The sequence below is a fragment of the Streptomyces sp. NPDC052042 genome (assembly GCF_044548345.1).
In the GTDB taxonomy this organism is placed as follows: domain Bacteria; phylum Actinomycetota; class Actinomycetes; order Streptomycetales; family Streptomycetaceae; genus Streptomyces.
In genome coordinates this window covers 458,095-479,919 of sequence record NZ_JBIUBU010000001.1, presented here as the reverse complement: position 1 = coordinate 479,919, position 21,825 = coordinate 458,095, and the positions used below count along the sequence as shown (strand labels likewise).

General features: G+C 71.7%; 16 protein-coding genes. 7 read left to right on the top strand and 9 right to left on the bottom strand.

What is annotated here, in order from left to right; genetic code table 11:
• The first annotated feature begins 5 nt into the window (after positions 1-5).
• Positions 6-1,028 carry an endonuclease/exonuclease/phosphatase family protein gene (locus ACIHCL_RS02080; protein ID WP_399855887.1) on the top strand — a complete coding sequence of 341 codons (1,023 nt, stop codon included), beginning with the start codon at positions 6-8 and terminating at the stop codon, positions 1,026-1,028.
• Between the two features lie 247 nt (positions 1,029-1,275).
• Here ACIHCL_RS02080 and ACIHCL_RS02075 read toward each other — a convergent pair whose 3' ends face one another.
• The 6 genes from ACIHCL_RS02075 to ACIHCL_RS02050 all read right to left on the bottom strand — a co-directional run bounded on the left by ACIHCL_RS02075 (position 1,276) and on the right by ACIHCL_RS02050 (position 7,397).
• The gene (locus ACIHCL_RS02075) at positions 1,276-3,036 is read right to left on the bottom strand and encodes an NAD+ synthase (RefSeq protein WP_399855885.1); all 1,761 of its coding nucleotides are present in this window, start codon (positions 3,034-3,036) and stop codon (positions 1,276-1,278) included.
• A gap of 94 nt (positions 3,037-3,130) precedes the next feature.
• A complete protein-coding gene (locus tag ACIHCL_RS02070; protein WP_399855883.1) occupies positions 3,131-4,888 on the bottom strand; it encodes a multicopper oxidase family protein in 1,758 nt (585 codons plus the stop codon).
• 62 nt (positions 4,889-4,950) lie between these two features.
• A complete protein-coding gene (locus ACIHCL_RS02065; protein WP_399855881.1) occupies positions 4,951-5,121 on the bottom strand; it encodes a hypothetical protein in 171 nt (56 codons plus the stop codon).
• A gap of 234 nt (positions 5,122-5,355) precedes the next feature.
• Complete coding sequence (locus ACIHCL_RS02060) at positions 5,356-5,781, bottom strand: CBS domain-containing protein (protein WP_399855878.1); 426 nt, start codon at positions 5,779-5,781, stop codon at positions 5,356-5,358.
• A 138-nt stretch (positions 5,782-5,919) separates the two neighbouring features.
• Positions 5,920-6,684 carry a DUF305 domain-containing protein gene (locus ACIHCL_RS02055; protein ID WP_399855876.1) on the bottom strand — a complete coding sequence of 255 codons (765 nt, stop codon included), beginning with the start codon at positions 6,682-6,684 and terminating at the stop codon, positions 5,920-5,922.
• Positions 6,681-7,397 carry a DUF3105 domain-containing protein gene (locus tag ACIHCL_RS02050; RefSeq protein WP_399855874.1) on the bottom strand — a complete coding sequence of 239 codons (717 nt, stop codon included), beginning with the start codon at positions 7,395-7,397 and terminating at the stop codon, positions 6,681-6,683. Before ACIHCL_RS02050 ends, ACIHCL_RS02055 begins: the two co-directional genes overlap by 4 nt.
• 290 nt (positions 7,398-7,687) lie before the next feature.
• Between ACIHCL_RS02050 and glnA the strand changes: the two genes are divergently transcribed.
• Positions 7,688-9,049 (top strand): type I glutamate--ammonia ligase, encoded by a 1,362-nt coding sequence (gene glnA, locus ACIHCL_RS02045; RefSeq protein ID WP_399855871.1) that lies wholly within the window; start codon positions 7,688-7,690, stop codon positions 9,047-9,049.
• 117 nt (positions 9,050-9,166) lie between these two features.
• On the opposite strand, the gene ACIHCL_RS02040 is transcribed toward glnA, so the two are convergent.
• Complete coding sequence (locus ACIHCL_RS02040; protein WP_399855869.1) at positions 9,167-11,032, bottom strand: serine/threonine-protein kinase; 1,866 nt, start codon at positions 11,030-11,032, stop codon at positions 9,167-9,169.
• A 302-nt stretch (positions 11,033-11,334) separates the two neighbouring features.
• On the opposite strand from ACIHCL_RS02040, the gene ACIHCL_RS02035 reads away from it, so the two are divergent.
• Both ACIHCL_RS02035 and ACIHCL_RS02030 read left to right on the top strand, forming a co-directional pair.
• Entirely contained in the window at positions 11,335-12,159 is an 825-nt protein-coding gene (locus ACIHCL_RS02035; RefSeq protein ID WP_399855866.1) for a putative protein N(5)-glutamine methyltransferase, read from the top strand.
• A gap of 358 nt (positions 12,160-12,517) precedes the next feature.
• Positions 12,518-15,508: a bifunctional [glutamine synthetase] adenylyltransferase/[glutamine synthetase]-adenylyl-L-tyrosine phosphorylase gene (locus ACIHCL_RS02030; RefSeq protein WP_399855863.1), complete on the top strand. Its 2,991-nt coding sequence runs from the start codon at positions 12,518-12,520 to the stop codon at positions 15,506-15,508.
• Between the two features lie 262 nt (positions 15,509-15,770).
• Here the strand turns inward: ACIHCL_RS02030 and ACIHCL_RS02025 are convergent, their stop codons facing one another.
• Both ACIHCL_RS02025 and ACIHCL_RS02020 read right to left on the bottom strand, forming a co-directional pair.
• Positions 15,771-16,850, bottom strand: coding sequence for a phosphatase PAP2 family protein (locus tag ACIHCL_RS02025; RefSeq protein WP_399855860.1), 1,080 nt, complete (start codon positions 16,848-16,850; stop codon positions 15,771-15,773).
• A gap of 131 nt (positions 16,851-16,981) precedes the next feature.
• Complete coding sequence (locus tag ACIHCL_RS02020) at positions 16,982-18,076, bottom strand: LacI family DNA-binding transcriptional regulator (protein ID WP_399855857.1); 1,095 nt, start codon at positions 18,074-18,076, stop codon at positions 16,982-16,984.
• 415 nt (positions 18,077-18,491) lie between these two features.
• Here ACIHCL_RS02020 and ACIHCL_RS02015 point away from each other — a divergent pair, with 415 nt between their 5' ends.
• The 3 genes from ACIHCL_RS02015 to ACIHCL_RS02005 are packed head-to-tail and all read left to right on the top strand — an operon-like array spanning position 18,492 to position 21,689.
• Positions 18,492-19,766: an extracellular solute-binding protein gene (locus ACIHCL_RS02015; protein ID WP_399855853.1), complete on the top strand. Its 1,275-nt coding sequence runs from the start codon at positions 18,492-18,494 to the stop codon at positions 19,764-19,766.
• Positions 19,767-19,785: 19 nt separating this feature from the next.
• Positions 19,786-20,805 carry a carbohydrate ABC transporter permease gene (locus ACIHCL_RS02010; RefSeq protein ID WP_399855850.1) on the top strand — a complete coding sequence of 340 codons (1,020 nt, stop codon included), beginning with the start codon at positions 19,786-19,788 and terminating at the stop codon, positions 20,803-20,805.
• Positions 20,802-21,689: a sugar ABC transporter permease gene (locus ACIHCL_RS02005; RefSeq protein WP_399855848.1), complete on the top strand. Its 888-nt coding sequence runs from the start codon at positions 20,802-20,804 to the stop codon at positions 21,687-21,689. Before ACIHCL_RS02010 ends, ACIHCL_RS02005 begins: the two co-directional genes overlap by 4 nt.
• Positions 21,690-21,825 lie beyond the last annotated feature (136 nt).

Genomic DNA, 21,825 nt, shown 5'->3' with positions numbered 1-21,825 from the left:
GCGCGATGGTGCAGGCGTACGGAGCGGACACCGGCAACGACCGTACGGAACCGGGGAGCACCGGGCCGCGCGTCCGGGATCTGCGCGATCGGTGGAGCCGGGCCAGAGGCGTCTGGCGGCGCGGGGTGGTCCTGGCGGTCTGCTCCGTCCTGGTGACCCTGGTGATGGTCTTCCACGCCCAGATCCCGAACGCCGTCGGCAACCTGGGCAGCCTCACCGAGACCTTCCTGCCGTGGATCGGCCTCCTCGTCCCGCTGCTGCTGGTCCTGGCCCTGGTGCGGCGTTCGGCGACCGCGCTGATCGCCCTGCTGCTGCCGGTCGCGGTCTGGCTCAACCTGTTCGGCGGACTGCTCACCGGCAAGTCGGCCGAGGGCGGCGACCTCACCGTGGCCACCCACAACGTCAACGCCGACAACCCCGACCCCGTGGGCACCGCCCGTCAGGTCGCGGGCTCCGGCGCCGACGTCATCGCCCTGGAGGAGCTGCCGGACCACGAGGTGGCGAAGTACGAGGCGGCGCTCGCCGACCGCTACCCGTACCACTCGGTGCAGGGGACCGTCGGCCTGTGGAGCAAGCATCCGATGCGCGACGCCCGGCCGGTCGACATCAAGATGGGCTGGCCCCGGGCGCTGCGCGCCACGGTGACGACGCCCGGGGGGGACGTCGCCGTCTATGTGGCCCACCTGCCGTCCGTGCGGGTCAAACTGCACGCCGGGTTCACCGCCAACCAGCGCGACTACAGCGCCGACACCCTGGGCGAGGCCATCGCGGACGAACGGCTCGACCGGGTGATCCTGCTCGGCGACCTGAACGGCACGATGAACGACCGCTCGCTCAACGCGGTCACCTCGCAACTGCGGTCCACCCAGGGCGCGGCGGGCGACGGCTTCGGCTTCAGCTGGCCCGCGTCCTTCCCCATGGCGAGGATCGACCAGATCCTGGTGAGGGGCATCGAGCCGGTGTCGTCGTGGACGCTCCCGGCGACGGACAGCGACCACCTCCCCATCGCGGCGCGCGTCCGGCTCTGACGTGTACCCGCCGCCGGCCACTCGCCCCGGCCGACCGGGGGCGGGCAGCGCGGCGACCGGCCCCGCGCGGGCATCGGACGGGCGGAGGCCCGGGGCGAGGATCCGCCCGTGCGGACGAGGACGGGACGGCCCCGACGGCCGCGACCGGCCATCGGGGCCACCGATGCATTCCGCTTTCCGCTGTCCGCCGACAGACGACCGGCCGACAGACGACCGACCGACGGCGGCGGGGCCGCCGTCGCGCCGCTCAGACCGACTCGCGCCACCGGTTGGTGATCGGCAGCCGGCGGTCCTTGCCGAAGCCCTTCGGGGAGATCTTCGTGCCCGGCGGGTACTGCCGCCGCTTGTACTCCGCCGTGTCCACCATCCGCAGGGTCCTCGCCACCAGTGCCTCGTCGAACCCGGCGGCGACGATGTCGGCCAGACCCCGGTCCCGGTCGACGTACAGCTCCAGGATCCGGTCCAGCACCTCGTAGTCGGGCAGCGAGTCCGTGTCCACCTGGTCCGGGCGCAGCTCGGCGCTGGGCGGCTTGGTGATGGACGACTCCGGGATCGGCGGGGTCTGCCCGCGCTCCTCGGCGGCGCGGTTGCGCCACTTCGCGAGCCGGAAGACCGATGTCTTGTAGACGTCCTTGATCGGCCCGTACGCCCCGACCGAGTCGCCGTACAGCGTCGAGTAGCCGACCGCCAGCTCGGACTTGTTGCCCGGGGCGAGGACGATGTGGCCCTCCTGGTTGGAGACGGCCATCAGCGTCGTGCCGCGCAGCCGGGACTGGAGGTTCTCCTCGGCCAGACCGGCGAGCCCCAGCGAGCCCATGTACGCGTCGAACATCGGCTCGATCGGCACCGTGCGGAAGTTCAGCCCGGTGCGGCGGGCCAGCTCGGCCGCGTCGCCCTTGGAGTGGTCCGAGGAGTACTTCGACGGCATCGAGACGCCGTACACGTTCTGCGCCCCCAGCGCGTCGCAGGCGATGGCCGCGACCAGTGCCGAGTCGATCCCGCCGGACAGCCCGATCAGCACACTGCGGAAACCGTTCTTCGCGGCGTACGCGCGCAGCCCCACGACCAGCGCCGAGTACAGCTCCTCGTCGTCGTCGAGCCGCTCGGCGTACCCCCCGGTCAGCTCCGGCTCGTACGCCGGGAGGGGGTCCTCGGAGAGCACCAGGCGGTCGATCCTCAAGCCGTCGTTCACCACACCGGACGCCGCCGCGTCACCGGTCGCGGCGGCCGGCAGGTCCAGGTCGAGGACCACGCAGCCCTCGGCGAACTGCGGGGCGCGGGCGATCACCTCGCCGTCGCGGTCGACGACGATGGAGTCGCCGTCGAACACCAGCTCGTCCTGGCCGCCGATCATCGCGAGGTACGCGGTCGTGCAGCCGGCCTCCTGGGCCCGCTTGCGGACCAGTTCCAGCCGGGTGTCGTCCTTGTCCCGCTCGTACGGAGAGGCGTTGATCGACAGCAGCAGCCCGGCGCCCGCCGCCCGCGCGGCCGGTACCCGGCCGCCGTCCTGCCAGAGGTCCTCGCAGATCGCCAGCGCCACGTCCACGCCGTGCACCCGTACCACCGGCATCGAGTCGCCCGGCACGAAGTAGCGGAACTCGTCGAACACGCCGTAGTTGGGGAGGTGGTGTTTGGCGAAGGCCAGCGCGACCCGCCCGCGGTGCAGTACGGCAGCGGCGTTCTGCGGGGCGCCGGCCGGCTGGCCGTAGCGCGGCTGGGCCGTCTCAGAACGGTCGAGGTAGCCGACGAGGACCGGCAGCTCCCCGAGCCCCTCCGCGTCGAGCTGGGCGGCGAGCGCGTGCAGCGCCCGGCGCGAGGCATCGACGAAGGACGAACGCAGCGCCAGGTCCTCGACGGGGTAGCCGGTCAGCATCATCTCGGGGAACGCCACCAGATGGGCGCCCTGTTCGGCGGAGTGCCGGGTCCAGTGGACGATCGCCTCGGTGTTGCCGGAGAGATCACCGACGGTCGAGTCGATCTGATTCAGTGCGAGGCGTAGTTGAGGCACGCGCACCAGTGTAATCGTCTGACTGACGCGATGTCCCGGCGGGGGAGCACGGCGGTGCCCGCGCGCCCCGCCGGGGCCGGGGCGCCGCAGGAGGTCAGCGGAGGTAGCCGAGGACCGTCATCATGCCCACGTCCGAGTGGTAGATGTTGTGGCAGTGGAGCATCCACAGGCCCGGATTGTCCGCCTGGAACTCCAACGCGATCGAACTGTTCGGCCGGACGATCGCGGTGTCCTTGCGGGCCCACTCGGGTTCGCGCCGACGGGACGCGCGGTGCGGCGGCCCCGCCGGTCCCACCAGGTTGAACGAGTGCCCGTGCAGATGGATGGGGTGCCACATCGAGGTGATGTTGTAGAACTCCAGCCGGACCCGTTCGCCCGCCCTGACCGGGCGCCGGCGGTCGGGGGCGTACGCCTCGTGGTCGAAACCCCAGTCGTAGGCCTTCATCGTGCCGGTCAGCTTGTACCGGATGGTCCGGTCCGGCTTCCGGGCCGGCAGGGCCATGGAGGGGTGCGGCGACAACTGCGTGGCCTCCACCAGCTTCCCGTTCAGCTCCTTGGGCCGTACGGAGGCGGCGGGCGCCGTGCCCGTCCCGGTGCGCAGCAGCGCCAGCGCCGTCGCCCGCTTCCCCTCCGCGAGCGCGGTCAGCGGGAAGATCCCGTCCTTGGCGGTGACGATCACGTCGTAGCGCTCGCCCATGCCCAGCAGCAGGGCGTCCGTCGCGGTGTGCTTGACCGGGTAGCCGTCGGTGTGGGTGATCGTCATCCGGTGGCCGCCGAGCGCGACCCGGAAGGCGGTGTCGCCGCCCGCGTTGATGATGCGCAGCCGGATGCGGTCGCCGGGCTTGGCCTGGAAGGAGCTGGGGGACTTCGGCACGCGGCCGTTGATCAGGTAGTACGGGTAGTCGACGTTGCCGCCGTGGCTGTTGAGCAGTGGGCTGAAGCCGTGCCGCATGATCCGCGAGGGGCCGGAGCGCCGTCCGGCCGGCTTGGTGGAGCCATCGTGCCGGGTGTGGTCCGTGTCGTTCTTGCCATCCGTCTCGTCTCTCCGGTCCTCCCCGTCGGACTCGTCCGCCCGGTCGGCGCGCTCCATGGAGCCGCGGCGCTTCCCGCTGTGGTCCATTCCGCCCCGGCCGCCGCTCAGCTCGTCGAGAACCGCGTCCGGGGTGGAACCGTCCACCCCGTCGACCCAGTCGTCCAGGACGACCACCCATTCCTTGTCGTACTTGAGCGTCTCCTTCGGGTCCTCCACGATCAGGGGTGCGTACAGCCCGCGGTCCTGCTGGACGCCGGTGTGCGGATGGAACCAGTACGTCCCCGGGTGCGGCACCTTGAAGCGGTAGAGGAACTCCGCGCCCGGCTTGATGGGGCGTTGGGTCAGGTCGGGGACGCCGTCCATGTCGTTGCGCACGTTGAGGCCGTGCCAGTGCAGCGTGGTCGCCTCCGGGAGGTGGTTGGCGAGGGTGAGCGCCACGTTGTCGCCCACCGTGAACCGCAGCTCCCGGCCGGGCAGCCGGGCCTCGTAGGCCCAGGAGCCGACGACGAGGCCGCCGCCCAGGTCCAGGCGGGACGGGGTGGCGGTGAGGCGGATCTTCCGGAGGGGGCCCGAGCGCCGTCGGGCCTCGGCCGCGGCGACCTCCTTGCCGTCGGGGGAGACGTACTCGTCCTCGCGCCCGCCACGGTGGGGGGTTCCGTGGTTCGCGCCGCCGGGCTCCGGACCTCCGGCATGCGCACCGCTGGGCTCCGGGGCGCTGCGGGCCGGGTCGGAATCGCCGGAGCAGGAGGCCAGGACCGCCGTACCGGCGGTGGCGGCGGCCGCACCGAGCACGGCGCGTCGGGTGGGTGGAGTGCGCATGGCGGAGAGCACCTCGAGAGGTCGTCGGTATGGGGCTGCTGGGGGAGGGGGAGGCGCCCCTCCTATATGTGCAGCACCGACGTCCGGGCGCGCGGGGCAGTGCCGGGCCGGGGGACCGGCCACGGCATCGGCGGCATCCGCGCCGCGACACCCGCGAGGAGGCGGGCGATCCCGATGAGCAGCACCACGAACAGGGACAACTGTCCGTATGTCGCGCATCTACTCAGAGTCATGTCGGGCACCTTACCCCGGTTGGGTATGTCCCGCCCGTGGAGGCGCCCGGACCGATGCGGAAACGTATCGCCTGGGTGTTCACGGGGCCCGTCGGGCGGACGGTCCGGCCTGGTCCGGCCGGTCCGGCCCGGGCGGGCGGTCCGGCGGGAACGGCGCACGGCACGCGGCGGCCCGGCGACCCCGTCGGGCGGGGTGCCGGGCCGTCGGGCGCGAGGCCGGGGCGCGTGCCCTGGTCAGCTGCGGGCGTACACCTTCTCCATCCAGCAGGCGAGCTGCTCGTCGGTGAGGTGCCGCGCCAGGTCGGCTTCGCTGATCATGCCGACCAGCTTCTTGTTCTCGACCACCGGAAGCCGGCGGATCTGATGGGTCTGCATTTCCTCCAGGACCATGTCCACGCTCGCGTCGGAGTCGATCCAGCGCGGGGTGCCGTGGGCGAGGTCGCCCGCGGTCACCCTCGCCGGATCGCGCCCCTCCGCCACACAGCCGATCACGATGTCGCGGTCGGTGAGGATGCCGATCATCCGGTCCTGTTCGCCACTGGCCGAGATGGGCAGGGCGCCCACGTGGTGCTCGCGCATCATCTGCGCGGCCCGGTCGAGCGTCTCGTGCGCGGGGATCCAGGTGGCCCCGGTGTGCATGATGTCCTTCGCAGTGGTCATGGGGGATTCCTCCTGCGTGCCGACGGGCATGCCGTTCACTCCCGAGAGCTTCCATCGTCGTACGCCCGTTCGGCGCCCGCGACCGCTGTCGCCCGTTCGAGTGCACCAAGGGCCCGGAAGGGGCTGTTCGGCCACCGTTCAGGACGGGGGCTCGGCCCCTCGCGCCCTCAGCATCTCGGCCATCGCGTCCATCTCGGACCGCTGAGCCTCCACCATCCCCTGGGCCAGCCGTTTCTCCGCCGCGACCGTGCAGAGCCGGACGCAGCCGCGGGCCATGTCGACACCGCTGCGGTGGTGGTCGGTCATCAGCCGGAGGTACCGGACCTCGGCATCCCTGCCGCCCGCCGCGCGGAGCCGGTCCAGTTCCGCCCGGGTGGCCATGCCGGGCATGAGGGAGCCGTCGGCGGGCCGGTGCCCGGCCCCCGTCGTGCCGTGCGAGCCGTCCGCCGCGGGGCCGCCGGGCGTGCCGTGGCCCGCGTGCCCGGCGTGGCCGTCCGCCATCCAGGCCATCGGTTCCCGGCCGCCGGGGGTCGTCTTCGGCAGCTCCCACAGGTCCAGCCAGCCGAGCAGCATGCCCCGCTGGTTGGCCTGCGTGTTGGCGATGTCGTACGCGAGGAGGCGCACCTCCTCGTCCTTCGTGCGGTCGCGCACGATGAAGGACATCTCCACAGCCTGCTGATGGTGGACCGCCATGTCCCGGGCGAACCCGGCGTCCGCGGAGTCCGCCGCGGGCACGGGCGGGGCGGCGGCATGGGCGGCCGGGGTGGCGCCCCCCTCCCCGGCCTCCCGCGCCCCGTCGCCCCGGGCGGAGGCGACCGCGACCGCCCCCGCGCACAGCAGCGCGAGCGCTCCGGCACAGGCCGCCACCCACGCCGCGCGCCGACCGCGCCGGGCCCCGGTCACCGGGCCGCCCCCCGCCCGCCCGAGCACGTCGCGCCGGGTTCGGGCGTCTGCGGCCCCTGCACGAACCGCGAGAAGAACCGGTCGACCCGCGGGTCGTCGGCGCCGTCCACCGTCACCTGGTTGCCCCAGGCGGTCAGCATGATCGCGCCGGCCTGCCCCTCGTACGGGCTCATCAGCGAGTACGGCGTCCTGCCGACGCGCTCGGCGAGCCTCGCGACATCGGCGTCCGCGGCCCCGCCCGTGTACGTCACCCACACCGCTCCGTGTTCCAGCGAGTGCACGGCGTTCTCGTCGGGGACGGCCTTCTCGTACACCTCGCCGTCGCAGTTCATCCACACGGGGTTGTGGTCACCGCCGACCGGAGGCTTCATCGGGTACGCGACGGGCCCGGAGACGTGATTGCGGGTCAGTTTCGAGGCGTCCCACGTCCTCAGCCCCGGGATCGAGTCGTCGGCGGCCCCGTTTTGCCCCGGACCGTCCGGCCTCGGCCCCGGTCCGTTCCGGTCCGGCGCGGGCGCCTTGGCGTCGTCCGCCCGGACACTCCGCTCGTTCTCCGAGGCCTCGGACCTGTCCAGCAGCGCGTACGAGCCGAAACCGGCCACGCCGACGACCACCAGGACGCTCAGGCCTATGGCCGCGATACGGCTGCGGCGGTCACGCGGGCGGTCGGCTTCGTGCGTCTGTTCGGGCCGGATCCGGGGGACGAGGCTCATGTCGTCAGGTCCTTCTGCGAAGAGGCGGGAAGGGACGGAAAGAAGAAGATCGGAAAAGACGGATGAGGAGAGGATCGGGAAAGCGGTGAGGGCTGGTGAACCGGCACGCCCGAGGGCGTCGCCGAGCGGCTCCACCCCACGCATGCCATGGCCGCAGATCGTAGCGGGCAGCCGGGTGCTCCCTCGCCCTCCGTGTGCGTAATCTGGGTGAAATCCCGGGCCGAGATACTGGAGCTCCCCCCTACCCCGGGCGGTGGTGCACGGACCGTCTGAACTGCAAGGATGTGGCTATGAACAAGCAGCAGGAATTCGTCCTCAGGACGCTTGAGGAGCGCGATATCCGCTTCGTACGGCTGTGGTTCACCGACGTCCTCGGCTACCTCAAGTCCGTCGCCGTGGCCCCCGCCGAACTGGAACAGGCGTTTGACGAGGGAATCGGCTTCGACGGATCTGCCATCGAGGGCTTCGCCCGGGTGTACGAATCCGACATGATCGCCAAACCCGACCCCGGGACCTTCCAGATCCTGCCGTGGCGCGCGGAGGCCCCCGGCACGGCCCGGATGTTCTGCGACATCCTGATGCCCGACGGCTCGCCGTCCTTCGCCGACCCGCGCTACGTCCTGAAGCGGATGCTCGCCAAGACATCCGACCTGGGCTTCACCTTCTACACCCATCCGGAGATCGAGTTCTTCCTGCTGAAGGACAAGCCCGTCGACGGCAGCCGCCCCACCCCCGCCGACAACTCCGGCTACTTCGACCACACCCCGCAGAACGTCGGTATGGACTTCCGCCGCCAGGCGATCACCATGCTCGAATCCATGGGCATCTCGGTCGAGTTCAGCCACCACGAGGGCGCTCCCGGTCAGCAGGAGATCGACCTGCGGTACGCGGACGCGCTCTCCACCGCCGACAACATCATGACGTTCCGGCTGGTGATGAAGCAGGTGGCGCTGGAGCAGGGCGTACAGGCGACGTTCATGCCCAAGCCGTTCTCCGAGCACCCCGGCTCGGGCATGCACACGCACCTCTCGCTCTTCGAGGGCGACCGCAACGCCTTCTACGAGTCCGGCGCCGAGTACCAACTCTCCAAGATCGGCCGTTCGTTCATCGCCGGCCTGCTCACCCACGCCGCGGAGATCTCCGCCGTGACCAACCAGTGGGTCAACTCCTACAAGCGCATCTGGGGCGGCTCCTCCCGCGCCGCGGGCGCCGGCGGCGAGGCCCCCTCGTACATCTGCTGGGGCCACAACAACCGCTCCGCGCTCATCCGCGTCCCCATGTACAAGCCGGGCAAGACCGGCTCCGCCCGCGTCGAGGTCCGCTCCATCGACTCCGGTGCCAACCCCTACCTGACCTACGCGGTCCTGCTCGCCGCGGGCCTCAAGGGCGTCGAGGAGGGTTACGAACTCCCGGCCGGCGCGGACGACGACGTGTGGGCCCTGTCCGACGCGGAGCGCCGCGCGATGGGCATCGAGCCGCTGCCGCAGAACCTGGGCGAGGCGATCTCGCTGATGGAGAAGAGCGAGCTGGTTGCCGAGACGCTCGGTGAGCACGTCTTCGACTTCTTCCTGCGCAACAAGAAGCAGGAGTGGGAGGAGTACCGCAGCGAGGTCACCGCCTTCGAACTGAAGGCCCTGCTGCCGGTGCTGTAGGCGGGCGCGGCCGGTGCGTGCGGGGCTCGGGCGGCGGCGGCCTCCAGCAGCCGACTGCCTGAGTCAGAAATCCCTCCCTTCACTGAAGGGAGGGAGCAGTCAAAGGATGGACGTGGGTCAGTTCTTGTTCACGGTCTCCCGGGGACTGCGGTAGATGGTCCTCCCCTTGTTGTCCGCCTTCATCCACGCGCTGCCGTAGTCGTCGCGGACGTACAGCGTCAGTTCGAGCCCGGTGTCCGGATTGCGGTGCAGGATCATATGGCTCGCCTCGGCGTTCTTGATGCCCAGCCCGTTTTGGGCCTCGCGCCACAGCGCGGGCAGCAGGTCCCAGTCGAATGCCTCCAGCGCGAGGGCGGGCGGTTGCTTGACGACGCCCGCCGGGCCGTCGTCCGACGCCTTGCCATCCCGGTAGCTGTACCAGTGCATGACCTCCGGGTTGTCCTTGCGCGGCGCGGCGATCGTCAGATGACTGCCGTGCGAGCTCATGCTGGAGACGGTGCTGCTCCCGGTCATCGGCTTCAGCTTCGTTATCGCCTCGCGCACCCCCTTCGGCGTGAAGAGGTAGTCGTCCGACTGCTGCGGCCCGATGCCGATGACCGAGGTCCCCCGGTCCCTGGCCTCGGCCAGCAGGCCGGGCAGGTAGTTCACCGCGGCGGCGACGAGCGCCAGCGCGGCGGCCACCCCGATGAGCTTCCGGACGATACGGCGGCGGCGCGGCCGGGAAGAGGTGTCGGCGCGTTCCGGTTCGGCGTCCGGTGGTTGCTTCGTCGCCCGGTCCTCGGGTTCGGCGTCCGGCGGTTGCTTCGCGGCCCGGTCCTCCGGGGCGGGGGCGCTCGCTGGTTCGGCGCGCGGCTCCGAGTCGGCGGGCGGCGGTGCGGCGGGGGCGGGGGCCGAGCGGGTCGTCATGTCGGGATACCCGGGTGCCGCCGGTGCGGGGCCGGGTTCGGGCGGCTGCGAGGCCCGCCCGGGAGCCCGTTTCGGTGCGGCGTCCGGCCGGGGTGCCGGGGCGGCCGCTGCCGTCCGCGAGCCCACTGTCGCCCCTGGGCCGTCCGGTGCCGCCCCTTCCGTGTCGGGCCGTGTGCCGGCTCCGGTGCCGGGCCGGGGCGCGGTCTTTGTGCCAGGCCGGGGGCCGGCCTCGGTCTCCGCCCGTGCCTCGGCCTCCGCGAGCAGCCGGTCCAGTTCGCCGGTGTCCGGGCGGTCCCCGGGGTCACGGCTCAGCAGCGCGGTCAGCACGCCGGTGAGCGGGCCGGCGCGGGTGGGGGCCGGAACGGATTCGTCCAGAACCGCGGCGAGGGTCGCCAGGACCGTGCCCCTGTGCAGCGGATGCGCGCCCTCCACCGCCACGTACAGGAGCATCCCGAGCGACCAGAGGTCCGAGGACGGGTCGCCCTCCTGCCCCCGGATGCGCTCCGGGGCGATGTACTCGGGCGAACCGATGAGGGCGCCCGCACTGGTCAGGGCGGTCAGCTCGCTCAGCGCGGCGATACCGAAGTCGGTGAGGACCGGGCTTCCGTCCTCCCTCATCAGCACATTGGCCGGCTTCACGTCCCGGTGCAGGATGCCCGCGGAGTGCGCCGCCCGCAGCCCCGAGAGCAGCCCCCTGCCCAGCCGGGCGGCCCCGGCCGGCGGGAGCGGGCCTTGCTTCAGCCGGTCCGCCAGCGAACCGCCCGGGACCAGTTCCATCACGAGCCAGGGGAACGCGGCCTCCTCACCGGTGACGATATGAAAGATGGTCACCACCTGCGGATGCCGGAGCCTGGCGAGGGCACGCGCCTCGCGCAGGACGCGCTCCCGCAGCACCGCCGCCTCCCTCGTCGGGCTCTCGGCGAACCGCGGGTCGGGCGGACGCACCTCCTTCAGCGCCACGTCCCGGTGGAGTTCCATGTCGCGCGCCCGCCACACCAGACCCATTCCGCCGCCCCCGAGCCGCTCCAGCAGCTCGAACCGGCCGTCGACGACCCGCCCCACGCCTTCACCCGTCATGAGGGACAGCTTAGGGAAGCCTGATCCGGACGGTCAGGCAACCGACTTTCGTCGTAGGGGGCGTGATGCAGCGTCAGATTCGTGCGCCCGATCGGCATGACGAGGAGGAGTCGTCCCGTCATCGCGATTGGGGTAGTGTGATCCGCCCCCGCACGGGACCGACCGAGGAGGTGAGACCCATCAACGCTGCGTCAGACCGGGTGCTCACTTCGCACGACCGCGTGGTCGACACGGCCTAGTGCCGCTTTTGGCGCTGGGGCCGGCGCGGAGCGCCCATCGGCTTCCCCGAAAGGCTCCGCTTCATGTCGGTTCACGTTTCCTCGCACATCGTCTCCTCCATCGTCGCCACACTCCGCGCCGCCGGCTGCGTATTCGCCGAGGACGAGGCGGAGCTGCTCGTCTCCGCGGCCACCGACCGCGCCGGACTCGCCGCCATGGTCGAACGGCGGACCGCCGGGCTGCCCCTGGAACACGTCCTCGGCTGGGCCGAGTTCGGCGGCCTCCGGGTCGCCGTGGACCCCGGCGTCTTCGTCCCCCGCCGCCGCACCGAGTTCCTGGTCGAACAGGCTGCCGCGCTCGCCGCGCCCGGGGCGGTGGTCGTCGACCTCTGCTGCGGTTCGGGCGCCCTGGGCGCGGCGCTCGCGGCGATCCTGGGTGGGATCGAGCTGCACGCGACCGACATCGAACCGGCCGCCGTACGCTGCGCCCGCCGCAACGTCGGTGACGCGGGACGGGTCCACGAGGGCGACCTCTTCGAACCGCTCCCCGCTCCATTGCGCGGCCGGGTGGGGATCCTGCTCGCCAACGTGCCGTACGTACCGACGGACGACGTCGAACTGCTTCCCCCGGAAGCCCGCCTCCATGAACCGCGCGTCGCGCTCGACGGCGGCGCGGACGGCCTGGACGTGCTGCGGAGGGTCGCCGCCGAGGCCCCGGACTGGCTCGCCCCCGGCGGGCACCTCCTGGTCGAGGCGAGCGAGCGGCAGGCGTCCCGGGCCGAGGTGACCGTCGCCCGCGCCGGTCTGGTCCCGCGCGTGGTCACCTCCGACGAGCTGTATGCCACCGTCGTCATCGCGACCCGGCCGGGCGCCTCGACGGCGCCCGTTTCTCCCGTACCCGCGCGTTGAACCGGGCTTTGTGATGTTGCGCATCCGCCTCCACGGGGCTTCTCCCGCGCCCGCGTGCCGAACCGCCGCCCGTCTCCCTGCGCCTGTCGCCGCTTACCCGTCTCCACCCGCGCGCCGCTCCCACGGGCCGGGCGCCGCACCCGTTTCTCCCCCCGCGCCGAACCGCCGCTCGCCTCCCCGCCCCCACCCGTCTCTCCCCTGAGCCGACCGCGGCCCGCTCCGAATCCACCGGCGCGGGCCATGGGCCGGCCCGTCGTCCCCGGCGGGTGCACGGCGCCGGTCCGCCACGGATCAACGGGACAGCCCGTAGGCTCGGAACGCTGGATCGTGTGTGGGTCGCGAGCGGGAGAGCACGGAAATGACGACGGTGCCGGGACGCAGAAGCAGTACGTTCACCCGACTGCTGCGGCATGGGTTCACCGACCCGGCCGCCGCCGAGCGGCTCCTCGACCTGCCCGTCCTGTCGTCCGTACGCACCGATCCGGTACTCCTCGACGCCCTCGGGGCCACCGCCGACCCGGACCTGGCGCTGCGCGGGGTCGCCCGGTTGGTGGAGGCCCAGGACGCGGACGAGCGGCAGGTCCTGCTGGACACCCTCGTCACCGCCAAACCGTTGCGGGACCGGCTGCTCGGGGTCCTCGGGGCGTCCGAGGCGCTGGGCGATCATCTGACCCGCCACCCGCGCGACTGGCACGCGCTCGTCACCTACGAGGCCAGCGATCTGCACCCCGGCGTCGCCGAGTTCGAGCAAGGACTGGCCGGGGCCGTCGACCCCGACTCGCTGCGCGTCGCGTACCGCCGGTGCCTGCTCACCATCGCGGCGCGTGACGTGTGCGGCACGACGGACGTCGCCGAGACCGCCGCCGAGCTGGCCGACCTGGCCATCGCGACCCTGCGGGCGGCGCTCGCCATCGCCCGTACGGCCGCACCCGACGACGCCTCCCGCTGCCGGCTCGCCGTGATCGCCATGGGCAAGTGCGGCGGGCATGAGCTGAACTACGTCTCCGACGTCGACGTCATCTTCGTCGCCGAACCGGCCGACGGCGTCGACGAGAACGCCGCCGTCCCGGCCGCCACCCGCCTGGCCGCGCACATGATGCGCATCTGCTCCGACACCACCGTCGAGGGCACCATCTGGCCCGTCGACGCCAACCTCCGCCCCGAGGGCCGCAACGGGCCCCTCGTGCGGACCCTGTCCTCGCACCTCGCGTACTACCAGCGCTGGGCCAAGACCTGGGAGTTCCAGGCGCTCCTCAAGGCCCGGCCGGTGGCCGGGGACCCCGACCTGGGCGCGGCGTACGTCGAGGCCGTCTCCCCGCTCGTCTGGCAGGCGGCGGAGCGGGAGAACTTCGTCGCCGACGTGCAGAAGATGCGCCGCCGCGTCGTCGACAACATCCCCGCCGACCGGGTCGACCGCGAGATCAAGCTCGGCCCCGGCGGGCTGCGGGACGTCGAGTTCGCGGTGCAGCTGCTCCAACTGGTGCACGGCCGCAGCGACACCACCCTGCGCAGCGGCACCACCCTGGAGGCCCTGCGGGCGCTCGCCGCGGGCGGCTACGTGGGCCGGGTGGACGCCGCGCAGCTCGACGACGCGTACCGCTTCCTGCGTGTCCTGGAACACCGCGTCCAGCTCTACCGGCTGCGTCGCACGCACCTGGTCCCGGAGGACGAACCGGACCGGCGGCGGCTGGGACGCTCCCTCGGGATGCGCACGGACCCCCTCACCGAACTCAACCAGACGTGGCGGCGCCATACGTCCGTGGTGCGCAGGCTCCACGAGAAGCTGTTCTACCGGCCGCTGCTCGACGCCGTCGCCCAGCTGGCCCCCGGCGAGTCCCGGCTCAGCCCCGAGGCGGCCCGGCACCGGCTCGAAGCGCTCGGATACGCCGATCCGGCCGCCGCGCTGCGGCACCTGGAGGCACTGTCCTCCGGGGTGTCCCGCAAGGCCGCCATCCAGCGCACCCTGCTGCCGGTGCTGCTCGGCTGGTTCGCGGACTCCGCCGACCCCGACGCCGGTCTGCTCGGCTTCCGCAAGGTGTCCGACGCCCTCGGCAAGACCCCCTGGTACCTGCGGCTGCTGCGGGACGAGGGCGCGGCTGCGGAGAACCTCGCCCGGGTGCTCTCGGCCGGCCGGCTCGCCCCGGACCTGCTGCTGCGGGCGCCCGAGGCGGTGGCGATCCTCGGCGATCCGCAGGGGCTCCGGCCGCGCGGCCGGGCCCACCTGGAGCAGGAGGTGCTCGCCGCGGTGGGGCGCGCGGACGACGCCGAGTCCGCCGTCGCCGCGGTGCGCGGGGTGCGGCGGCGCGAACTGTTCCGGACCTCCGCCGCGGACCTCATCAGCTCGTACGGAACGGAGGAACACCCGGCCGAACAGGACCCGGGTGCCCTCGTCGACCGGGTCGGCGACGCCGTCACCGATCTGACCGCCGCCACCATCGCGGGCGCGCTGCGCGCCGCCGTGCGCGCGCACTGGGGGGACACCCTGCCCACCCGTTTCGCGGTCATCGGCATGGGCCGGTTCGGCGGACACGAACTCGGCTACGGCTCCGACGCCGATGTGCTGTTCGTGCACGCGCCGCGCGAGGGCGTCGACGAGCAGGAGGCGGCACAGGCCGCGAGGGCGGTCGTCGCCGAGATGCGCAGACTGCTCCAACTCCCCACCGCAGACCCGCCGTTGCTGATCGATGCCGATCTGCGCCCGGAGGGCAGGAACGGTCCGCTGGTGCGCACGCTGGCTTCGTACGGGGCCTACTACCGGCGCTGGTCGCTGGTCTGGGAGAGCCAGGCCCTGCTGCGTGCCGCGCCGGTGGCGGGCGATGAGCGGCTGGGTCGCGAGTTCATCGAGTTGATCGATCCGCTGCGCTATCCGATGGAGGGGCTGGGGGAGGAGGCGGTCCGGGAGATCCGCCGGCTGAAGGCCCGGATGGAGTCCGAGCGGCTGCCGCGCGGCGCGGACCCCATGCTCCACACCAAGCTGGGCCGCGGCGGGCTGAGCGACGTCGAATGGACGGTCCAGTTGACACAGATGCAGCACGGCTGGTCGGAACCGGGGCTGCGGACGACGCGCACGCGCGAGGCGCTGGCCGCCGCGTGCGCGGCCGGACTGATCCCGGCGGAGGACGCGCAGATGCTGGACGAGGCATGGGTGCTGGCGACGCGGGTCCGCAACGCGGTGATGCTGGTGCGCGGCCGGCCGGGTGACACGTTCCCGTCAGGTCCGCGCGAACTCGCCGCGGTGGGACGGTACCTGGGGTACGAGCCGGGGCATGTCGGAGACATGCTGGACGACTACCGGCGGATCACCCGGCGGGCGCGGGCGGTGATGGAGGAGCGGTTCTACGGGGCGTGACGCGCGGGTGCCGGAGGGCGGCTTCACCGACGTGCACGGGTCCGGCAAGGCCCGCACCGGCGTACGCGGGTCCGGGCCGCCGCACCGGGCCCGCGTACGCTCGCGGCGGCCCCGTACCGGTGTGCGCGGCTCCGCGACGTCCCCGGGACGCTCCGCACCGCCGACATCGCCCTCTTCGTCGTCCCGACCGCCGCCCCGCTCACGGTGACGACCGGGGTCGCTCCCAACGCCGTCCCGCCGGGCGGCATCGGCGCCCCGTCGGCTATCTGGCGGCCGGCACCTCCGCCGCGCCCTGCGGTACGTTCCCCGCGCCGTCCGCGGCGTCCGGGACGGGGAGGTCCGCCCCGGTCTCCCCTTCCCGGCGCGGGGTGCCGGGAAGGGACGTCCCGCCCGGTGCCCGCACCCACCGGGGGAGGCGGTGCGGCAGCGAGCCGTACCAGACGTACGAGACGGCGAAGCCGAACGCCAGGCACAGCAGGCCGCCCACCGCGTCCAGCCAGAAGTGGTTGGCGGTCGACACGATCACGACCAGGGTGGCCGTCGGGTACAGCAGCCCCAGGATGCGGGCCCAGGGCGCGGAGACGAGCGCGAAGACGATCAGGCCGCTCCAGAGCGACCAGCCGATGTGCATCGAGGGCATCGCCGCGTACTGGTTGGACATGTTCTTGAAGTTGCCCGAGGCCATGGAACCCCAGGTGTGGTGGACCAGGACGGTGTCGATGAAGTGGCCGCCGGTCATGAGGCGGGGCGGTGCCAGCGGGAAGAGGTAGTAGCCGAGCAGCGCCACGGCCGTGGTCGCGAACAGGGTCAGCCTGGCCGCCGCGTACCGGCCGGGGTGATGGCGGAACAGCCATACCAGCACGCCGAGGGTCACCACGAAGTGCAGGGTCGCGTAGTAGTAGTTCATCGACACGATCAGCCATGTCACGGAGTTCACCGCATGGTTGACGGTCTGCTCGATGGCGACTCCCAGGTGCTTCTCGACCGACCAGATCCAGTCGGCGTTGCGCAGCGCCTGGGCCTTCTGCTCCGGTACGGCGTTGCGCACCAGGGAGTAGACCCAGTAACTGAGCGCGATCAGCAGGACCTCGAACCAGAGGCGCGGCCGGCGGGGGGAGCGTGAGGCCCGCACGAAACCCGTGAGCCCCCCTTGGCGCGAAGGGCGCGAGGGATCCGGGGTACGCGAGAGGAACGTGCGACGCGGGGAACGCGGCTTCGCAAGTCCGCCCTCCCGCCGCCCGGTGTTCCGCCCCGTGCCCCCCACGGGGTCCGTCTGCCCCGCGATGGGTGACGGGGTGGCCTCCGGTCGGCCGTCCTGTGACGTCACACGCGATTCACCCATGGGCACAGAGTTTGCCAGAAAGGATTCCCCCACCCGATCATCCTCCCATCGGACGGAACGCCCATCGCCGCCGGGGTCGATTCAACAGGCCCGCCGGGCCGGGGCCAAGGGTGCGGGGCGAAGCGCGGCTCTCAGGGGCCTGCCGGGGAGCCGACGGGGCCGTCTTGCGGTGCCGGAACCGCCCCGGCGGACGGCGCCGGGGCAGGGGCCGGTCCGGGACCCGCCGCCGTCGAGCCGCGGACCACCAGCTCGGGCATGAAGACGAACTCGCTGTGCGGGGCGGGTGTGCCGCCGATCTCCTCCAGGAGCGTGCGCACGGCGGCCTGGCCCATCGCCGTCACCGGCTGACGGATCGTGGTCAGCGGCGGATCGGTGAACGCTATGAGCGGCGAGTCGTCGAAACCGACCACCGACAGATCGCGCGGGACCTCCAGCGACATCCGGCGAGCGGCCCTGATCGCGCCGAGCGCCATCATGTCGCTCGCGCACACCACCGCCGTGCACCCCCGCTCCATCAGCGCCGACGCGGCGGCCTGTCCGCCCTCCAGGGTGAACAGCGAGTGCTGGATCAGCTCCTCCACCTCGTCCGGTCCGACGCCCAACTGCTCCCGTACGACCGCGCGGAAGCCCTCGATCTTGCGCAGCACCGGAACGAACCGCTTCGGGCCGACGGCCAGGCCGATCCGCTGATGCCCCAGCGACACCAGGTGCGTCACCGCGAGCCGCATCGCGGCCCGGTCGTCCGGTGAGATGAACGGGGCCCGCACCATGGGGGAGAAACCGTTGACGAGGACGAACGGGACGCCCTTGGCGCGCAGTTGCTCATAGCGCCGCATGTCGGCGGAGGTGTCGGCGTGCAGCCCGGAGACGAAGATGATGCCGGAGACGCCGCGTTCGACCAGCATCTCGGTCAACTCGTCCTCGGTGGAACCGCCGGGGGTCTGGGTCGCCAGCACCGGGGTGTAACCCTGCCGGGTCAGCGCCTGGCCGATGATCTGCGCCAGCGCGGGGAAGATGGGGTTCTCCAGTTCGGGCGTGATCAGCCCGACCAGCCCCGCGCTGCGCCTGCGCAGGCGTACGGGACGCTCGTAGCCGAGGACGTCGAGCGCGGCCAGAACGGATTCGCGGGTGGCCGCCGCAACACCGGGCTTGCCGTTCAGTACACGGCTGACCGTCGCTTCACTGACCCCCGCCTGAGTTGCGATATCGGCAAGCCGTGCGGTCATGGAAGTGGACTGTACCGGGCGTATGTCGGATTGCCCACCATCGGCCGGAGTCGGACGTCCGCGCCCGCCCGGTGCCCCGACGGCGGGCGCGGACCCCGGTTCCGGGCGCGGGCGGACAGCGCCGTTCCGGCGGTGTCCGGGGGTGCCTGGCGCAACATCTTGCAAGGACTTGCGGACGATGTCCGCCGGGCGCGAGCCGACCGGCACCCCGCAAGATCACCTCGTGCACCCCGCCGTTGCAGGGTTCAACGCTTTCCGTCAAGAGGCTTGACGGCAACCGTGCGGACACGCGAATGTAACGATCGTCGGTTCTTGCAGAAAATTTCCGCAAACTCTTTCGGCCTTCTTTCATCCTTGTTACGTTCACGTCGACCCGGCGCCGCGACGGAGCGGTACGGCAGTTGAAGGAGTTCAGATGCGACGTGGCATAACGGCCACCGCCCTGGTCGCGGCCCTGGCGCTCGCGGCGACCGCCTGCGGCAGCGACGACGAGGCCGGCGGCACGAGCAAGGGCTCGGGCGAACTGTCCGGCACGGTGACGTGGTGGGACACCTCCACCGCGGGCAGCGAGGACAAGGTCTTCAAGAAGCTCGCCGAGGGCTTCACCAAGCAGCACCCGAAGGTCCGCGTCAACTACGTCAACGTGCCCTTCGGCGACGCGCAGAACAAGTTCAAGAACGCGGCCCAGTCCGGCTCCGACGCCCCCGACGTCATCCGCTCCGAGGTCGCCTGGACGCCCGAGTTCGCCGACCTCGGCTACCTCGCCCCGCTCGACGGCACGGCCGCGCTGAAGAACCGGGACGACTTCCTGAAGCAGGCCGCCGCGTCCACGAAGTACCAGGACAAGACGTACGCGGTGCCGCAGGTCATCGACTCCATGGGCATCTTCTACAACAAGAAGATCTTCAAGGAGGCCGGCGTCGAGGTCCCCGGGACCGTCGAGGAGCTGAAGAGCGTCGCCAAGAAGATCAAGGACAAGACCGGCAAGACCGGTATGTACCTGCGCGGTGACGACGCGTACTGGTTCCTGTCCTTCCTCTACGGCGAGGGTGGCGACATGGTCGACGCCGCCGGCCGGACCGTCACCATCGACAACGCCCAGGGCGTCAAGGCGATGAAGGCCGTCAAGGACCTCGTCGACTCGGGTGCGGCCAAGACGGACGCCACGGACGGCTGGGAGAACATGCAGGCGTCCTTCAAGGACGGCAAGGTCGCCATGATCATCAACGGTCCGTGGGCCGTCGCCGACACCTACGCCGGCGCGGAGTTCAAGGACAAGGCCAACCTCGGTGTCGCCCCGGTCCCGGCCGGCTCCGCCGCGCAGGGCGCCCCGCAGGGCGGTCACAACCTGGCCGTCTACGCCGGCTCCAAGAACCTCGATGCCTCCTACGCCTTCGTCGAGTACATGACCTCCGCCGAGACCCAGGCCAAGGTCGCCAAGGAACTGAGCCTCCTGCCGACCCGCACCTCCGCCTACGGCATGAAGGACGTCGTCGACAACGAGATCGTCGGCTTCTTCAAGCCCGTCGTCGAGACCGCCGTCGAGCGGCCCTGGATCCCCGAGACCGGCAGCCTCTTCGCCCCGCTCGTCACCGAGTACACCAAGGTCCTCACCGGCCAGACCACGCCGGAGAAGGGCGTGAAGACCACCGGCGACTCCTACCGCAAGCTCCTCAAGGGCTGGAAGTAACAGGAAGGCAGACCGGCTGATGGCTGTCCACACCGGCCAGTCGGTGGCGAGGGCCGCGGACGACGACGTCGTCCGCGGCCGGAGCCGCGGCACTGGCAACCCCCCGCCACCGCCGAGCAGGCTCCGGCGGGCGCTGTCGACCCACTGGTACGCCTGGGCCATGGTCGCCCCGGTCGTCGTCGTGATCGGCGTCATCATCGGGTACCCGCTGGTCCGCGGGATCTACCTGTCGATGACCGACGCCGACGAACGCAACGTCGCCCGCTCCATCGGCGTCAACCACATGCCCGCCACGTACGAGTTCGTCGGCCTGGACAACTACGCCGACGCCCTCACGGGCGATCAGTTCCTCGGCACGCTCGGGTGGACCCTGGTGTGGACGGTCTCCTGCGTGGCCATCACCTTCGCCCTCGGCCTGGCCCTCGCCAACGTCCTCAACCGCAGGATCGTCGGGCGCTCCGCGTACCGGATGGCCCTCATCCTGCCCTGGGCCATTCCCGGCTTCGTCTCCGTCTTCGCCTGGCGGTTCCTCTACAACGAGGACCGCGGGCTGCTCAACAAGATCCTCTCCGGCGCCGGAATCGACGGCATACCCTGGCTGAACGACCCCGCCTGGGCGAAGTTCTCGGTCATCGCCGTCAACGTCTGGCTCGGCGTGCCGTTCATGATGGTCGCCCTGCTCGGCGGTCTGCAGTCGATCCCCGCCGAGCACTACGAGGCCGCGGAGATGGACGGCGCCACCGCCTGGCAGCGGTTCCGCCACATCACCCTGCCCGGACTGCGGCCGGTCTCCACGACGGTGGTCCTGCTCTCCACCATCTGGACCTTCAACATGTTCCCGGTGATCTTCCTGCTGACCCGCGGCGGACCCGGCGAGGCCACCCAGATCCTGGTCACCCAGGCGTACAAGTTCTCCTTCGAGATCAGCCCGCGCGACTACGCGCAGTCCTCCACCTGGGGCGTGCTGATCCTCGTGCTCCTGCTGCTCTTCGCCGCTGTCTACCGGCGCGTCCTCCGCACCCAGGGAGACGACTGGTGACCACCACCCCCGCCCCCGCGACGACCCCCCAACGCCGTCCCGCCCGCACGGTCCGGCCGCGCGGTGAACGCGCGCCGATCGCCTCCGTCGGGCTGCACCTCACGCTCGTCGTCGCGTCCGTCATCGCCGTCTTCCCGGTGCTGTGGGTCCTGCTCACCTCGCTGAAGCCCGCCGCGTACGCGACCACCACCGACTTCTTCAAAGAGACGACGTTCGAGAACTACACGAACCTGATCCGGAACACGAAGTTCCTCACCTGGTTCGGCAACTCCCTGCTCATCGCGGGACTCACCACGCTCCTCGGCGTCATCGTCGCCGCCTCCACCGGCTACGCCGTCAGCCGCTTCCGCTTCCCCGGCAAGCGCGGGCTGATGTGGACGCTGCTGGTCACCCAGATGTTCCCGGTCGCCGTCCTCATCGTGCCGATCTACAACATCATGTCCGGCATGGGCCTGCTCAACCAGCCGGCCGGCCTCGTCATCACCTACCTCACCATCTCGGTGCCGTTCTGCGCCTGGATGATGAAGGGCTTCTTCGACACCATCCCGCGCGAGATCGACGAGTCCGGGCAGGTCGACGGCCTCACCCCGTTCGGCACCTTCTGGCGGCTCGTCCTGCCGCTCGCCAAGCCCGGCCTCGCCGTCACCGCGTTCTACTCCTTCATCACCGCGTGGGGCGAGGTGGCGTACGCCTCCGCCTTCATGGTCGGCGAGGACAACCTCACCCTCGCCGGCGGCCTCCAGTTGTTCGTCAACCAGTACGGGGCCCAGTGGGGGGCGATGACCGCCGCGTCCGTGCTCATCGCGATACCCGCCGCCCTGGTCTTCCTCTTCGCCCAGCGCCATCTGGTCACCGGCATGTCCGCCGGAGCCGTCAAGGGCTGAGAGGCCGTCGGGCGACCCCGGATCGGGCGATCGCGGGTCACCCGACGGCCTCCGCCCCCCGACGAGCCCCCCGTACAACCCCGTACGCACCACGTCACCGCACCGCCAGGACCCCCACCCGGTCCCGGCGGCGCAC